This window comes from Azospira inquinata (genome assembly GCF_018905915.1).
GTDB lineage: Bacteria > Pseudomonadota > Gammaproteobacteria > Burkholderiales > Rhodocyclaceae > Azospira > Azospira inquinata.
Window position 1 is genome coordinate 3,116,230 of record NZ_CP064782.1, and the last position, 16,082, is coordinate 3,132,311.

The following is a 16,082-nucleotide window of genomic DNA, read 5'->3' on the forward strand; positions in this document are numbered from 1 at the left end:
GGATGGCCTTTGTTTTCCCCTAAAGGAAAAAATTAGCGGTGGGAGAACTTGGCCGCCAGTTCCTGAAGCTTTTCCGTCCGGCGCTTTTCCGCTTCTGCTTCCCGCTCCGCCGCCTGTTGGCTACGGCGCCGTTCCGCGTCTTTTTTGAACCGTTCTTTCAGTGTGTCCGCCGCGTGCTGCCGGTGTTCGTCCGTCAGGGCGTCGCTCTGATTGCCCTCCAGGTCAAAGCGGTGGGTGCCTTTTTCTACACTTTTCAGGTAGCGAACCGAATTGGTATGGTGGCGCAGGGTGAGACGTAGCACCTTCTTTTCCAGGTCCGGCATTTTGGCCAGTAGTTGCTTGTCGATGCCAATGGCCAGGGGGCGGCACTCCCGGAAGACCTCGAATTGTTCCTGCAAGCGCTTGAGGAGCGCCCGGGAAGCTTGTACGGGGGAGGGGGTGGCAGCAGCGACCGGAGCGGCTTCGGGGCTGACAGCGGGTTCGGCGGAGGGAGTAAGGGTTTCGGCGGCAGGTGCGGAACTCATTGCGACGGTATGTTTAGGTTACAGGGTGGAGAAGCGTACCACGTCTGCCCCGCGGATTCACCGTCCGGTCACAGAGCAAGCCCTAAGACCCGACAAAGTGTGGGGGAAATACCACTGTGCTGGCGGTTGGCTGGCAAGCCTTAAGGCTGGAGCCGCTTCTTGACTTTGCCTTTTATTTTGGCGTTTTTACCCGGTTTCACCGGAGCTTTGGTCGCTTCCGGATGCTGGGAGCGCCATTCCCAGGGCGCCAGGGGGCTTTCATCCCCCCACAGACCCAGACTTTCGAACTGGGCCTTGGATTCGGCAATTTCAAAGGCCTGGGCTTCCGCCGCCGGCTGGAAGCGGGCCTGCTGCCGGGACCACCAGGCCATGCCATGGCGCAGCTGGCTGAGGGCCACGTCCTGGCCGTGGCAGCGCACGGCGGCCAGGGTCAGATTAGGCTGGGGATGACGTCGCCCCAAGGTGCGGGGCTGAATATGGGCAGACTGGTCCAGACACATTTCGGAAAGGGACTGGCGGGCGTGTTCCCCGTATTTCTGCCGCAGTTCCGGGGCGTCGATGCCGGCCAAGCGAATACGCTGGGTCTGCTTGCCCTTTTGCACCCACAGGGTATCCCCATCCACCACTTTGATAACCCGGGCCGTATAGGCGGGTTCGGCGGCGGATAACTCCGCCATGGTGAGTCCGTTGAGGAGCGTCAGGCCGAGCAGCAGAAGCAGGGAGCGTTTCATAGGCCGGGCATGTTTGCACGGCCCGGGAGGGATGGCAATACCCCGGTCCGGCGGGACCAGGGTATTGCCGGGAATGTTACAAAAAATCAGACGGAAAGGGCTTCCCGGGCCCCGTCCCCATCCATGGTGGCTCCGGCGCCGGAGAGGATGATTTCCCCCCGCTCCATCACCAGATAATGGTCCGCCAGGGAGCGGGCGAAGTCGTAATACTGCTCCACCAGGAGAATGGCCATTTCCCCCGTTTCCGCCAGACTGCGGATGGCCCGCTCGATGTCCTTGATGATGGAGGGCTGGATCCCTTCCGTAGGCTCATCCAAAATCAGGAGCTTGGGCCCCATGGCCAGGGCCCGACCGATGGCCAGCTGTTGCTGCTGACCGCCGGAGAGGTCGCCGCCACGCCGGTGCAGCATCTGTTTCAGGACCGGAAACATGGTAAAAATGCGCTCCGGAATCTTGCTGTTGCCGGGGCGGGTGGCCAGGCCCATGAGCAGGTTTTCTTCCACCGTCAGACGGGGGAAAATTTCCCGGCCCTGGGGCACGTAGCCGATGCCCGCCTGGGCCCGCTGATGGGCGGGCAGGGCAGTGATGTCCCGTTCCCCGAAGGTGATGCGCCCGGTTTTGGCGGGCAGCAGGCCCATGAGGCATTTGAGCAGGGTGGTTTTGCCCACCCCGTTGCGCCCCAGGAGGGTGGTCACCTTGCCCATGGGGACTTCAAAATCCAGGCCCCGGAGAATATGGCTGCCCCCGTAGTACTGGTTCAGGTCTTGAACTTTTAACATGGTTTTTCCTTAAGTCGGGGAAGGCTGATCCGGGTCAACGCCCCAGATACACCTCGATTACCCGGGGATCGGCCTGGACCGTGGCCAGATCCCCCTCGGCCAGCACGGACCCTTCGTGGAGCACGGTGACTTTGCCGCCGACCCCGGTGGAGAGCTTTTCCACAAAGGCCATGTCGTGTTCCACCACCATCAGGGAATGCTTGCCCGCCAGGGACACAAACAGCTCGGCGGTGCGCATGGTTTCGTCGTCGGTCATGCCTGCCACCGGCTCATCCAGGAGCAGGAGCTTGGGTTCCTGCATCAGCAGCATGCCGATTTCCAGCCATTGCTTTTGACCGTGGGAAAGGAGCCCGGCGGGGCGATCCGCCTGGTCTTCCAGACGGATCAGCTTCAGGGTATCGGCGATCCGATCCCGCTGGCTGTCGTCCAGGCGGGCAAAGAGGCTTTTCCACACCCTCTTGTCCGTCTTCATGGCCAGTTCCAGGTTTTCAAAGACCGTGTGGCTATCGAAGATAGTGGGCTTCTGGAATTTGCGGCCGATGCCCGCATGGGCGATTTCCGCTTCGCTCATCCGGGTCAGATCCAGGGTCTGGCCGAAAAAGGCCGTACCTGCGTCGGGTCGGGTTTTGCCGGTGATTACGTCCATCATGGTGGTCTTGCCCGCCCCGTTGGGGCCGATGATGCAGCGCAATTCCCCCACGCCGATGGAAAGGCTGAGGTCGTTCAGGGCTTTGAAGCCATCGAAGCTCACGGAAATGTCCTGGAGATAGAGCATCACCCCATGGGACAGATCCAGGGCCCCGTCCTGCTTCAGGTGGGTAAGCCCCTGGGCTTCTCCTTCCCACTGGTTGTTGCGTTGCCCCTGGGGGGCGGTGGCGACGGCGTTCATAGCCCTTGTCCTTTCTGCTTGCGAACCAGTTGCTGCCAGAGCCCCACAATGCCCCGGGGCAGGAGCAGGGTGACCACGATGAACAGGAGACCGAGGAAAAACAGCCAGTATTCCGGGAAGGAGACGGTGAACCAGCTCTTGGCCAGATTCACCACAAAGGCGCCGATTACCGGCCCGATCAGGGTGGCCCGCCCCCCCACCGCCACCCAGACGGCGATTTCGATGGAGTTGGCCGGAGACATTTCCGAGGGATTGATGATACCCACCTGGGGTACATAGAGGGCGCCGGCGATGCCGCACAGGGCCGCCGACAAAACCCAGATGAAAAGCTTGTACCAGAGGGGGTTGTAGCCCAGGAACATGACCCGGGTTTCCGCGTCCCGCACCGCCGTCAGCACCCGCCCGAACTTGGAGTGGACCAGCCAGTTGGCCAGCACCAGGGTGGCCGCCAGGGCCAGGGCGGAAAGGGCGAAGAGCATGACCCGGGTTTCCGGGGAAGTCACCGAATGGCCCAGGATGCGCTTAAAGTCGGTGAACCCGTTGTTGCCACCAAATCCCGTTTCGTTGCGGAAAAAGAGCAGCATGGCGGCGTAGGTGAGAGCCTGGGTGATGATGGAGAAATACACCCCCTTGATCCGGGAACGGAAGGCGAAGTAGCCGAACACAAAGGCCACCAGGGCCGGCACCAGAATCACCAGCAGGGCCGCCCAGAGGAAATGATCCGTCCCCTGCCAGTACCAGGGGAATTCCTTCCAGTCCAGGAACACCATGAAGTCGGGGAGATCGGCGCCGTAGCTGCCGTCATGACCGATCTGGCGCATCAGGTACATACCGAAGGCGTAGCCCCCCAGAGCGAAGAAAATGCCGTGGCCCAGGGACAGAATGCCCCCGTAGCCCCAGATCAGGTCCATGGCCACCGCCACCAGGGCGTAGCACATGATCTTGCCCCCCAGGGTGACGTAGTAGTCGGAAAGGTGGAGGGGGCTGGCTTCGGGCACGGCCAGGTGCAGCACGGGGACCAGTACCAGGGTCAGCGTCAGGAACAGGCCCAGGGCCAGCCACCCCTTGGGGCCCAGACCGGCCAGATAGCGCACGGTCAGGGGTTGGCGGCCTGCCGCCACGGGGGGCAGGGTTTGGGAGGGAGATTGGGACATGGGGAACGTCCTCTCAGTTATCGACGAACCGCCCCTTGAGGGCAAACAGCCCCTGGGGACGCTTCTGGATGAAGATGATGACTATGACCAGGACGATGATTTTGGCGATCACCGCCCCCGCCCAGCCTTCCAGGAACTTGGAAACGATGCCCAGGCCCAGGGCGGCCCAGACGGCCCCCGCCAGCTGACCCACGCCCCCCAGCACCACCACCATGAAGGAATCCACGATGTAGCCCTGGCCCATATCCGGCCCCACATTGGCCAGCTGGGAGAGGGCCAGCCCGCCCAGGCCGGCGATGCCAGCCCCCAGACCAAAGGCCAGGGTGTCAATGCGGGCGGTGGGCACCCCGACGCAACCGGCCATGGCTCGGTTCTGGGTCACCGCCCGGACGAACATCCCCAGGCGGGTCTTGTTCATCAGCAACCAGACCAGGAAGAGGACGAAGAAGGCGAAGCCGATAATGGCGATCCGGTTCCAGGGCAGGGTCAGGTTGGGCAGCACGTCTATGCCGCCGGACATCCAGGAAGGATTGGAGACTTCCACGTTCTGGGCGCCGAAAATTACCCGGGCAGCCTGGATTAGCATCAGGGACAGGCCCCAGGTGGCCAGCAGGGTTTCCAGGGCCCGGCCATAGAGCCAGCGGATCACGGTACGTTCCATGATCATGCCGATCAGGGCCGCGCTGAAGAAGGCCACGGGCACGGCGGCCAGCAGATACCAGTCCTGGGCGTTGGGGAAATGGCGTTGGAAAAAGCCCTGCATGAAGTAGGCGGCGTAGGCCCCCACCATGAGGAGCTCCCCGTGGGCCATGTTAATGACCCCCATGACCCCGTAGGTGATGGCCAGCCCCAGGGCGGCCAGGAGCAGAATGCTGCCCAGGGAAATGCCGGTGAAGATGCGCCCCAGGTTATCGCCCCAGGCCAGACGGTGGTCGATGGACTTAATGGCGAATTTCACCTCGGCCCGCACCTTGGGGTCGGTTTCCACCCCTTCGTCCAGGCGGGCCAGGAGCAGGCTCCGGATATCCGGGGAGCCGCTTTGGGCCAGATCTTTCACCGCCTGCATGCGCAGGGCGGCGTCCGGGCTATTGAGATTGGCCTGGGCCAGGGCCTGAACCAGGAGGGCGCGGATTTTTCCGTCCTTTTCCCGAGCTACGGCCTGGGTCAGCAGGGGCGCCATTTCCGGACCCACATCGCTTTGCAGCTCCTGGGCTGCGGCCAAGCGCTTGTCCGGGTCCGGGTCCAGCAGGCGCAGTCCGGCCAGGGCGTTATCCAGCTCACCCCGGGCCCGGTTGTTGAGGCTCACGTTATCCCCGTTGTCCGGCACTTTGGCCAGGGGCTGGCCGGAGAGGGCATCCAGAACCTTGTCGTCGGCCTGGATGTAGAAACTTTGTTGGCTGCCGCTACCCACGGCATAGAGGTTGCCATCCGCCAGGGCTTGAAGCAGGCGCAGGGCGTCCCCGTCCGGGGTCTTGGCGATCTGCTGGATGGCGCTGATTTTCTGGTCCGTGTCATCCCCGCTCAACTGGCGCACCAGAGCCGGGTCCAGAGCGGCCCAGGCGGGCGTCGTCAGCCAGCAGAGAAGCAGAACAAGGAATCGGAATTTCATAATGGTCTCGATAGGGAGAGGGGAGGCCGGCAGGGGAATGGGGGCCGGCGCTCCCGGAAAAACGCCCGTCCGAGGAGGCCGGGCGGGCGTCGTCGAGAGGCGGCCCGAGGACCGCCGACTCGGGCTTACTTGCCTTCCGGCTCGTCCTTCTTGCCCTTATTGCTGGGAATGTAGGGGCTCCAGGGCTGGGCCTTGATGGGGGCCGGGGTCTTCCAGACCACATTGAATTGGCCATCGGCCCGGACTTCCCCAATGAACACGGGTTTATGCAGGTGGTGGTTCTTGGGGTCCATTTCCAGGGTGTAGCCATCCGGCGCCTTGAAGGTCTGGCCGCCCATGGCCGCAATCACCTTGTTCACATCGGTGCTGTGGGCCTTTTCCACGGCCTGCTTCCACATGTGGATGCCCACATAGGTGGCTTCCATGGGGTCATTGGTGACCACTTTGGTGGCGTTGGGCAGGTGGCGCTTGATGGCCCAGTCCTTGTACATCTTCACGAACTTGGTGTTTTCCGCGCTCTTCAGGGACATGAAGTAGTTCCAGGCGGCCAGGTGGCCCACCAGGGGCTTGGTATCCACGCCCCGCAGCTCTTCTTCACCCACGGAGAAGGCCACCACCGGCACGTCCTTGGCCTTCAGCCCGGCGTTGCCCAGTTCCTTGTAGAAGGGCACATTGGAATCCCCGTTAATGGTGGAGATCACCGCCGTCTTCTTGCCTTCGGAGGAGAACTTCTTGATCTTGGCGATAATGGTTTGGTAATCGCTATGACCGAAGGGGGTGTATTCCTCCAGGATGTCCCCATCTTTCACGCCCTTGCTGTGGAGGAAGGCCCGCAGGATTTTGTTGGTGGTGCGGGGATAAACATAGTCCGTACCCAGCAGCACAAAGCGCTTGGCGCTGCCCCCGTCCTTGCTCATCAGGTATTCCACGGCGGGAATGGCTTGCTGGTTGGGCGCCGCGCCGGTGTAGAAGACGTTCTTTTCCAGTTCTTCCCCCTCATACTGGACCGGGTAGAAGAGCAGGCCATTCAATTCCTTGAACACGGGCAGCACGGACTTGCGGGACACGGAGGTCCAGCAGCCGAAGACCACCGCCACCTTGTCTTTGCTCAGGAGCTGCCGGGACTTTTCCGCAAACAGGGGCCAGTTGGAGGCCGGGTCCACCACCACCGGTTCCAGTTTCTTGCCCATGACCCCGCCGGACTTGTTGATTTCGTCGATGGTCATGAGGGCCGTTTCCTTCAGCGCGGTTTCGGAAATAGCCATGGTCCCGGAGAGGGAGTGGAGAATGCCGACCTTAATGGTATCGGCGGCGTAGGCGGAGACGGAAACCATCCCGGCGGCGGCCAGGGCAACGGTGAGGGCCGTGGCCTTGATAAAGCTGCGACGCGTTTGCATGTGGGACTCCTGATAATGAGAAGGGGCGAAGTGTTGAACTGCAATGCGCCTTCAGATTAAGGAGTCCACCCCCGGTCAGGAATACGCAGGATTGCGTATCGGGTCGGGATCGGGGGGAAAGGGAGGGGGGATGGCGAGAAGCCGTTTGTTGCCTTTTAAAAAAACAAAACTAGCAACTTAACAATAAGTTGCGGATATTAGTTAAAGCGTTTTATCGGAGGCGACTGGGGGCAACTCAGTGGTTGGCGCCACCCTTCCACCCACCACTTCCCCCACCAGCAACAGGGCGGGGGAGGCCAATCCAGCCCGCCGGACGGCTTCCGGCAGGTCCGCCAGGGTGCCCAGCACCTGGCGCTGGGCCGGAGTGGTGGCCCGCTCCACCATGGCCGCAGGGGTCTGGGGCGGCAGGCCGTGGTCCATCAGACCCTGGCAGATTTCCGCCAGCCCCCCTAAGCCCATGTAAATAGCCAGGGTTCGGTCCGGTCGGGCTAACCCCTCCCAATCCAGGTTAATGGAATTGTCGTGACGGTGGCCCGTGGCAAAAATCAGAGTCTGAGCCTGATCCCGGTGGGTCAGGGGAATACCCAGAACGGTGGCCACCCCGGAGGCGGCGGTGATCCCGGGGATGATTTCCCAGGGAATGCCCGCCTGATCCAGGGCTTCCGTTTCTTCCCCCAGGCGTCCGAAGATCAGGGGATCTCCCCCCTTCAGGCGTACCACCCGATGCCCAGCTAGACCCAGCGCCACCAGGAGGGCATTGATTTCCTTCTGGGGTAGGGCGTGGCGCCCCGCCTGTTTCCCCGCATAGATGCGCTGGGCGCCGGGGGCGATGAGGGCCAGCACCCCGTCGCTGACCAGTTGGTCATAGACCACCACTTCCGCCTCCCCCAGGAGACGGGCGGCTTTCAGGGTGAGCAATTCCGGGTCCCCGGGGCCGGCGCCCACGAGAAACACCTGGCCAACGGAAGGGGTAGTGGGGGGGGCAGAGGTCAAGGCGCAAATCCACAAAAGGAAGGGGCGGGGACGCAAGGGCCCGCAAAGGCGGGCCGCAGCCCCATTTTAACCGGATTCCCCCAAGGATCGGAGCTTCGGACTTTCCCTAGCCGCCCTGCTTAGACTGGGCGGGAGACGCTTCCGCCACCGGATTCAGCTGTCCGTCCCAACCGCCTCCCAGGGCCTTGATGAGCAGCACCGCGGCCGTGTATTGGCGGCCCAGAAGGGTGAGGGCGGTACGCTCGTTGGTCAGGGCGGTGGTTTCCACGGTCACCACATTGAGGTAACTCACCGTGCCCGCCTTGTACTGATTGGTGGTCAGGGTGACCGATTCCCGGGCTGAGGCCACGGCAGCGTTCTGTACCAGCACTTCGTCATCCAGAATGCGCAGGGCCACCAGGTTGTCCTCCACTTCCCCCAGGGCCCCCAGCACGGTTTGCCGGTAGGCGGCCACGGCGGCATCGTAGGCCGCCCGGGCGCCGCTCACCTTGGCGGAGCGGGCGCCCCCATCAAACAGGGTTTCCGCCAGGGTGGGGCCGAGGGACCAGAAACGGTTGGGCGCGCTGATCCAGTTGGCCAGGGTGGCGCTCTGGTAGCCCCCGCTGGCGGTCAGACTGAGGCTGGGGAACCAGGCGGCCTGGGCTACACCGATCTGGGCATTGGCCGTCGCCACCTGGCGCTCCGCCGCCGCAATGTCCGGGCGCCGTTCCAGCAGGGCGGAGGGCAGACTGAGGGGCAGAGCCGGGAGCTGGCGGGCCAGGGACGCCGGGGCCAGGGTAAATTCCCCCGGCGCCTTGCCGATCAGGAGGGCAATGGCGTGTTCCAGCTGGCCCCGGGTAATTTCCACATCCAGGGCCTGGGCCTGGGTGGATTTAAGCTGGGTCTCCGCCTGGACCACGTCCGCCCGGGTGGCGACCCCCACGGCGTACTGGTTGCGGGTCAGTTCCAGGGAGCGGGTGTAGGCGGCCACGGTGCGCTCGTAGAGCCTTTTTTGTTCCTCCGCCACCCGTAACAAAAAATAGTCCTGAGCCAGGGTGGCCTGGGCGGAAAGCTTGGCATTGGCCAGGGTGGCGGCGCTGGCCTGGGCGGTGGCGGTGCCCGCTTCCACCGAACGGCGGATGCCGCCCCACAAATCCGCTTCCCAGCTGGCATCCAGACTCAGGCTGTGCTGGGTGGTCACGCTTTTGCCGGTGACGGTACGCCCCCGGCTATCCCCTAGGCTGGCGGATACAGTGGGGAAATAGGCCGCCCGGGCGCCCTGGGCCTGGGCTTGGGCCTGACGATACAAGGCTTCGGCCTGACGCACGTTCTGGTTATTGATGTCGATCCGGGCTTCCAGATCATTCAAGACCGGGTCCCCGAAGATTTCCCACCAGTTGCCCTTGGGCAGGTGATCCGCCGGCTGGGCGTTTTTCCAACCCTGGGCCTCCTTGAACTGGGCGGACAGGGGGGCATCGGGGCGCACATAATCCGGCCCCACGGTGCATCCGGCCAGACTTAGGCCCAGCACCAGAGCCAGGCTCCAGGGGGCGACGGAAAAGGGGGGCAGGGTAGAGAAATCCATGGGGAAACGGGCCTTGGAAAGGATGGGACGCGGGGCCGGAAGCAAAGTAAAGAAGGGCATAGGGGCCTCACTGTTCATTGAGGGCAGGCAGGGGGGCGCTTTTCCGTCCCCGGTGCCGTTCCCACCAGAGGCGGAAACGGTCCATATAGAGATAGACCACCGGGGTGGTGTAGAGGGTGAGCAACTGGGACAGGGCCAACCCGCCCACAATAGCCACCCCCAGGGGCTGGCGCAGTTCCGCCCCTTCGCCGCCGCCGATGGCTAGGGGCACGGCCCCCAGGAGGGCCGCCATAGTGGTCATCATGATGGGCCGGAAACGGAGCTGGCAGGCCCGGAATATGGCCTCCTTGGGCTCTAACCCATCCCGCCGCTGGGCCTCGATGGCGAAGTCGATCATCATGATGGCGTTTTTCTTGACGATGCCGATGAGGAGCAGCACCCCGATCAGGGCGATGACGGTGAATTCCATACCGAAGGCCAGCAGGGCCAGGAGGGCGCCCACCCCGGCGGAGGGAATGGTGGAAAGAATGGTCAGGGGGTGGATGTAGCTTTCGTACAGCACCCCCAGGACGATGTACATGGCCACCACGGCGGCCAGAATCAGCAGAGGCTGGTTATGGAGAGAATCCCCAAAGACCTTGGCCGTGCCCTGGAAACTGCCGTGGATGGAAGAGGGGGCGCCGATTTTGTCGATGGCCCCGTTAATGGCGTCCGCCGCCTGGGACAGGGAAACCCCGGCCTTCAGGTTAAAGAACATGGTGGAGGCGGCAAACTGGCCCTGGTGATTCACCGCCAGGGGGGTGGTGCCCGGGCCGAAATGGGCAATAGCGGAGAGGGGCACCATGGCCGTGGCACTACCGTTAGGAGAGGAGGCCCCGCCCAGGGCAGAATTGGCGGTCAGTCCGGTGGTCTGGGCTTGGACTCCGCCGGGCACATAGATGGCCCCCAGGGATTCCGGGTGCTGCCAGTATTCCGGCGCCACCTCCATGACCACGTGATACTGGTTCAGGGGGGCATAAAGGGTGGAGACCTGGCGCTGGCCGAAGGCGTCATTCAGGGCAGCATCCACCCGGCTGGCGGTGATGCCCATGCGGGCCGCCGTATCCCGGTCGATGGTCACATAGGTGGAAATGCCCGCATCCTGGCTATCGGAACTCACATCTTCCAGCTCCGGCAGGCCTTCCATGGCCTTCTTCACCCGGGGCTCCCAGGTCCGCAGTTCCCCCAGATCGTCCGCCTGGAGGGTGAATTGGTATTGGGCATTGCCTGGGCGGCCGCCCACCCGCACATCCTGGGCAGACTGGAGAAACAGGCTGGCACCGGGCACATGGCCCAGTTTTTTGCGCAGGCGGTTGATAACCTCGTCGGAGGAAACCTTTCGTTCTTTGAGGGGCTTCAAGCTCATGAACATCATGCCCCCGTTGCGCTGGCCGCCTCCGGTGTAACCGGCCACGAAGGCCACCGCCGGATCTTTCATGATAATGCGTTGAAAGGCTTCCATTTTCTGACGCATGGATTGGAAGGAAATGGCCTGGTCCGCCTGGACCATGCCCATAATCCGTCCCGTATCCTGCTGGGGGAAAAAGCCCTTGGGAATGATGATGTAGAGATAGACCGTAAGCCCCACGGTAGCCAACAGCAGGGTGAGCACCAACCGGCTGTGATTCAGAGCCCAGGCCAGACTGCGGCGATAGCCATCCTGAAGGTCGTCAAACAGGAGTTCCAGCCCCCCCAGGAAACGGCGCCAGCGGCTGGGCGGGCCCGGGGGCGTGGGGGACAGGGACTCGTCCTTACCCGTCTTACCCAGCAGATAAGCGCACAGGGTGGGGGTAGTGGTTAGGGAGACCACCAGGGAGACCAGAATGGCGACGGAGAGGGTCACCGCGAATTCCCGGAAGAGGCGCCCCACAATGCCCCCCATGGCCAGGATGGGGATAAATACGGAGATCAGGGAGAGGCTCATGGAGAGCACGGTAAAACTCACCTCCCGGGCCCCTTGAAGGGCGGCCTTGAAGGGGGGCATGCCCGCCTCCCGGTGCCGGGCGATGTTTTCCAACACCACGATGGCGTCATCCACCACAAAACCAGTGGCGATGGTGAGGGCCATGAGGGACAGGTTATCCAGGCTGTAGCCCGCCAGATACATGACCCCAAAGGTGCCGATCAGGGAAACGGGGACGGCCACGGCGGGAATCAGGGTGGCCCGGCCATTACGCAGGAAGAGGAAGACCACTAGGATCACCAGGGCCACGGAAATGGCCAGGGTTTTTTCCACATCCAGGAGGGAGCTGCGGATGGTGGTGGTCCGGTCCATGACCACCTGGGTATTGATAGAGCGGGGGATGGAGGCTTCCAGATTGGGCAGCAGAGCTTTGACCCGATCCACAGTATCGATAATGTTGGCCCCGGGCTCCCGGTAAATCATCAGGGTGACGGAGGGCTTGCCATTGGCCAGCCCGGCGTTACGCAGATCCTCCACCGAATCATCCACCCGGGCCACGTCCGCCAGGCGCACGGCGGCGCCGTTGCGGTAGGAAATGACCAGGGGCAGGTAGTCGGCGGCGTGATTGGCCTGATCATTGGCCTGAATCTGCCAGTGCCGGTCCCCGTGCTCAATGCTGCCCTTGGGGGTATTGGCGTTGCTGGCCGCCAGGGCAGTACGAACCTGTTCCAGGCTCAGGCCGTACTGGTTCAGGGCGTGGGGGTTGAGCTCCACTCGCACCGCAGGCAGGGAACTACCCCCCACCTGGACCTGGCCCACCCCATCCACCTGGGCCAGTTTCTGGGCCACGATGGAGGAGGCGGCATCGTAAATACGCCCCTGGCTCAGGGTATCAGAGGTCAGGGCGATGATCATCACCGGGGCATCTGCCGGATTGATTTTCTTGTAGGTGGGGTTGCCGGGCAGGCTGGTGGGCAGCAGGCTGCGGGCCGCGTTAATGGCGGCCTGCACATCCCGGGCAGCGCCGTTGATGTCCCGGTCCAGGTCGAACTGGAGAATGATCCGGGTATTGCCCTGGGAACTGCTGGAGGTCATTTCCGTAATGCCGGCAATGCGTCCCAGGGAGCGCTCCAGGGGAGTGGCCACGGTGGCTGCCATGGTTTCCGGGCTGGCGCCGGGCAGGTTGGCGCTCACCGCAATGGTGGGGAAATCCACCTGGGGCAGGGGGGCGACGGGCAGGAGCAGGAAGGCCAGCAGCCCGGCCAGGGCCACCCCCAGGGTGAGCAGGGCGGTGGCTACCGGGCGGTGGATGAAGGTGGCGGCCAGGCTCATGACGGCTTTCCGTCTTCCGTGACCGGGGTGCCTTCCGGCCCCTCATCGCCCCCCCTATGGCCCTGGGTTTCCGGCAGACCGAAGCGTTGGCGCAGGCGGCGGGAGAGCTTGTCGAAAGCCAGATAAATGACCGGGGTGGTGAATAGGGTCAGGGCCTGGCTTACCAGCAGTCCCCCCACCATGGTGATCCCCAGGGGGTGGCGCAGTTCCGAGCCTACTCCGGTGCCCAGCATCAGGGGCAGGGCCCCCAGCAGGGCCGCCAGGGTGGTCATCATAATGGGGCGAAAACGCAGCAGACAGGCCTGGTAAATGGCCTCCCGGGGCGCTAGACCCTGGTTGCGCTCCGCGTCCAGGGCGAAGTCGATCATCATGATGGCGTTTTTCTTGACGATGCCGATGAGCAGGATGATGCCGATAATGCCGATCACACCCAGGTCGTTACCGGAAAGGAGTAGGGCCAGGAGGGCGCCCACCCCGGCGGAGGGCAGGGTGGAAAGAATGGTGATCGGGTGAATGTAACTTTCGTACAACACCCCTAGGACGATGTACATCACCACCACGGCCGCCAGAATCAGCCATAGCTCATTGGACAGGGAGGCACGGAAGGCCCGGGCCGCTCCCTGGAGATCGGTCTCAATACTGGCGGGCATACCCAGTTCCGTTTCCGCCTTTTCCAGGGCATCCACCGCATCTCCCAGAGAAGCTCCATCCGCCAGATTAAAGGACACATTGGCGGCGGGGAACTGGCCCTGGTGGTTGATGAGCAGGGGGGCGGTGCGTTCCTCCACCCGCACCAGGGCGGAGAGGGGCACCTGGGTGCCGGCGGAGGTGGTGAGGTGGATGTCGTTGAGGGAATTCAGGTCTTTTTGCAGGTCCGGACTCACCTCCAGGACCACTCGGTACTGGTTGGACTGGGTGAAGATGGTGGAAACCAGCCGCTGGCCGTAGGCATCGTAAAGGGCGTTGTCGATGTCGGAAGTGGCCACCCCCAGACGGGAAGCGGTGGCCCGGTCAATCACGATGTAGGCCTGGAGGCCTTTATCCATCAGGTCACTGGTCACGTCCTTGAACTGAGGCAGGCCGGAGAGCTTATCCACCAGCTTGGGCACCCACTGGGCCAGTTCATCGAAATCCGCGTCCTGAACGGAAAACTGGTACTGGGTGCGGCTGACCCGATCCTCGATGGTCAGATCCTGTACCGGTTGCAGGTACAGGTCGATGCCCCCCACCCCCTGGGCCCGCCGCTGGAGCCGGGCCATGACCGTGGCCATGTCATCCCGGCTGGACTTGGGCTTCAGATTGATGAGCAGACGTCCGCTGTTCAGGGTGCTGTTGGTGCCATCCACGCCGATGAAGGAGGACAGGCTATCCACCGCCGGGTCCTGGAGCAGGGCCTGGGCCAGGGCCTGCTGGCGGGCGGACATGGCGGCAAAGGAGATGGATTGGGGGGCTTCGGAAATGCCCTGAATGGCTCCCGTGTCCTGGGTGGGGAAAAAGCCCTTGGGGATGAAGATGTAGAGCAGCACGGTGAGGGCCAGGGTGCCCAGGGCCACCCCAAGGGTGGCTTTTTGCCGGTCCAACACCCAGGTGAGCATGCGTCCGTAAGCCGCGATCACCCGGTCAATAACCCGGCCGCTGGCGTGGTAGAAGCGACCCTGTTTTTCCTCCGGCACATGGCGCAGGAGCTTGGCGCAGAGCATGGGGGTGAGGGTCAGAGACACCACGGCGGAAATCAGGATGGCCACCGCCAGGGTAATGGCGAATTCCCGGAACAGACGCCCCACCACGTCCCCCATGAAAAGCAGGGGAATGAGCACGGCCACCAGGGAAAAGGTCAGGGAAATGATGGTGAAGCCGATCTGGGCCGAGCCCTTGAGGGCCGCCTGGAGCGGGGATTCCCCGTTTTCCAGGTAACGGGCGATGTTTTCGATGACCACGATGGCGTCATCCACCACAAAGCCGGTGGCAATGGTGAGGGCCATGAGGGTCAGGTTATTGATGGAGAACCCGGCCAGATACATGACCCCGAAGGTGCCCACCAGGGAGAGGGGCACGGCAAAACTGGGGATCAGGGTGGCGGGCAGATTGCGCAGGAACAGGAAAATCACCATCACCACCAGGGCGACGGAAAGCAGCAGCTCGAATTGCACGTCATCCACGGAGGAGCGGATGGTCACCGTGCGGTCCGTCAGGGGCGTGACTTCCACGCTGCCCGGCAAGGAGGCTTTAAGGTCCGGCAGCAGGGCCTTGATCCGGTCCACTACCTGGATCACGTTGGCCCCGGGCTGGCGCTGGATATTGACGATAATGGCGGCCTGATTGTTGGCCCAGGCGGCCAGCTTGACGTTTTCCGCGTCATCCACCACATCCGCCACGTCCGTGAGGCGGACCGGCGCCCCGTTTCTGTAGGCCAGCACCATGGAGCGATATTCCGCCGCCGAGCGGAGCTGGTCGTTGGCATCGATGGTGGAGGCCCGGGTGGGGCCGTCGAAACTCCCCTTGGACTGGTTGGTGTTGTTGCTGTTGAGGGCCGTGCGCACCGCTTCCAGGCTGATACCGTAGGAAGCCAGGGCCTTGGGATTAACCCGCACCCGCACCGCGGGGCGCTGGCCGCCGCTCAGGGAGACCAGGCCCACCCCGGGCAACTGGGCGATTTTCTGGGCCACCCGGGTATCCGCCAGATCCTGAACCTTGGTCAGGGGCAGGGAAGGGGAGGTGACCGCCAGGGTCATGATGGGGGTGTCCGCCGGATTCACCTTGCTGTAGATAGGGGGGGCGGGCAGGTCGGCGGGGAGCAGGGTGTTGGCGGCGTTGATGGCGGCCTGAACCTCCTGTTCCGCCACGTCCAGGCTCAGGGAAAGGTCAAACTGGAGGGTAATGACCGAGGCGCCCCCCGAATTGGCGGAAGACATCTGGCTCAAGCCGGGCATCTGCCCAAACTGACGCTCCAGGGGGGCGGTGATGGAGGAGGTCACCACCTGGGGGCTGGCCCCCGGGTAGAGGGTCACCACCTGAATGGTGGGGTAATCCACCTGGGGCAGGGCGGAGAGGGGCAGCAGCCGGTAAGCCACCAGGCCCACCAGCAGAATTGCCAGCATGAGCAGGGAGGTGGCGACCGGGCGCAGGATAAAGAGGCGGGAGGGGCTGGCCATGATGGGGGGAAGGAAA

At 63.3% G+C, this 16,082-nt stretch carries 11 protein-coding genes; all 11 read right to left on the bottom strand.

Going from position 1 to position 16,082, the window contains the following annotated elements; translation table 11 throughout:
• Nucleotides 1-32: 32 nt before the first annotated feature.
• The gene (locus Azoinq_RS14025; RefSeq protein ID WP_216128286.1) at nucleotides 33-524 is read right to left on the bottom strand and encodes a ProQ/FINO family protein; all 492 of its coding nucleotides are present in this window, start codon (nucleotides 522-524) and stop codon (nucleotides 33-35) included.
• A gap of 140 nt (nucleotides 525-664) precedes the next feature.
• On the bottom strand, nucleotides 665-1,255 hold the full coding sequence (locus tag Azoinq_RS14030) for a thermonuclease family protein (RefSeq protein ID WP_216128285.1): 591 nt from the start codon (nucleotides 1,253-1,255) through the stop codon (nucleotides 665-667).
• Nucleotides 1,256-1,341: 86 nt separating this feature from the next.
• Nucleotides 1,342-2,034: an urea ABC transporter ATP-binding subunit UrtE gene (gene urtE, locus Azoinq_RS14035; protein WP_216128284.1), complete on the bottom strand. Its 693-nt coding sequence runs from the start codon at nucleotides 2,032-2,034 to the stop codon at nucleotides 1,342-1,344.
• Between the two features lie 34 nt (nucleotides 2,035-2,068).
• Nucleotides 2,069-2,923 carry an urea ABC transporter ATP-binding protein UrtD gene (gene urtD, locus Azoinq_RS14040; protein ID WP_216128283.1) on the bottom strand — a complete coding sequence of 285 codons (855 nt, stop codon included), beginning with the start codon at nucleotides 2,921-2,923 and terminating at the stop codon, nucleotides 2,069-2,071.
• Entirely contained in the window at nucleotides 2,920-4,077 is a 1,158-nt protein-coding gene (urtC, locus tag Azoinq_RS14045) for an urea ABC transporter permease subunit UrtC (RefSeq protein WP_216128282.1), read from the bottom strand. The genes urtD and urtC overlap by 4 nt, the downstream gene beginning before the upstream one ends.
• Before the next feature lie 13 nt (nucleotides 4,078-4,090).
• The gene (urtB, locus tag Azoinq_RS14050) at nucleotides 4,091-5,686 is read right to left on the bottom strand and encodes an urea ABC transporter permease subunit UrtB (RefSeq protein ID WP_216128281.1); all 1,596 of its coding nucleotides are present in this window, start codon (nucleotides 5,684-5,686) and stop codon (nucleotides 4,091-4,093) included.
• A 125-nt stretch (nucleotides 5,687-5,811) separates the two neighbouring features.
• Entirely contained in the window at nucleotides 5,812-7,083 is a 1,272-nt protein-coding gene (urtA, locus tag Azoinq_RS14055) for an urea ABC transporter substrate-binding protein (protein WP_216128280.1), read from the bottom strand.
• Between the two features lie 201 nt (nucleotides 7,084-7,284).
• Nucleotides 7,285-8,076, bottom strand: coding sequence for a uroporphyrinogen-III C-methyltransferase (gene cobA, locus Azoinq_RS14060; protein WP_232368505.1), 792 nt, complete (start codon nucleotides 8,074-8,076; stop codon nucleotides 7,285-7,287).
• 106 nt (nucleotides 8,077-8,182) lie between these two features.
• Nucleotides 8,183-9,640, bottom strand: a complete 1,458-nt coding sequence (locus tag Azoinq_RS14065) for an efflux transporter outer membrane subunit (protein WP_216128278.1) — start codon at nucleotides 9,638-9,640, stop codon at nucleotides 8,183-8,185.
• Between the two features lie 67 nt (nucleotides 9,641-9,707).
• A complete protein-coding gene (locus tag Azoinq_RS14070; RefSeq protein WP_216128277.1) occupies nucleotides 9,708-12,914 on the bottom strand; it encodes a multidrug efflux RND transporter permease subunit in 3,207 nt (1,068 codons plus the stop codon).
• Nucleotides 12,911-16,066 carry an MdtB/MuxB family multidrug efflux RND transporter permease subunit gene (locus tag Azoinq_RS14075; protein WP_216128276.1) on the bottom strand — a complete coding sequence of 1,052 codons (3,156 nt, stop codon included), beginning with the start codon at nucleotides 16,064-16,066 and terminating at the stop codon, nucleotides 12,911-12,913. Before Azoinq_RS14075 ends, Azoinq_RS14070 begins: the two co-directional genes overlap by 4 nt.
• Nucleotides 16,067-16,082 lie beyond the last annotated feature (16 nt).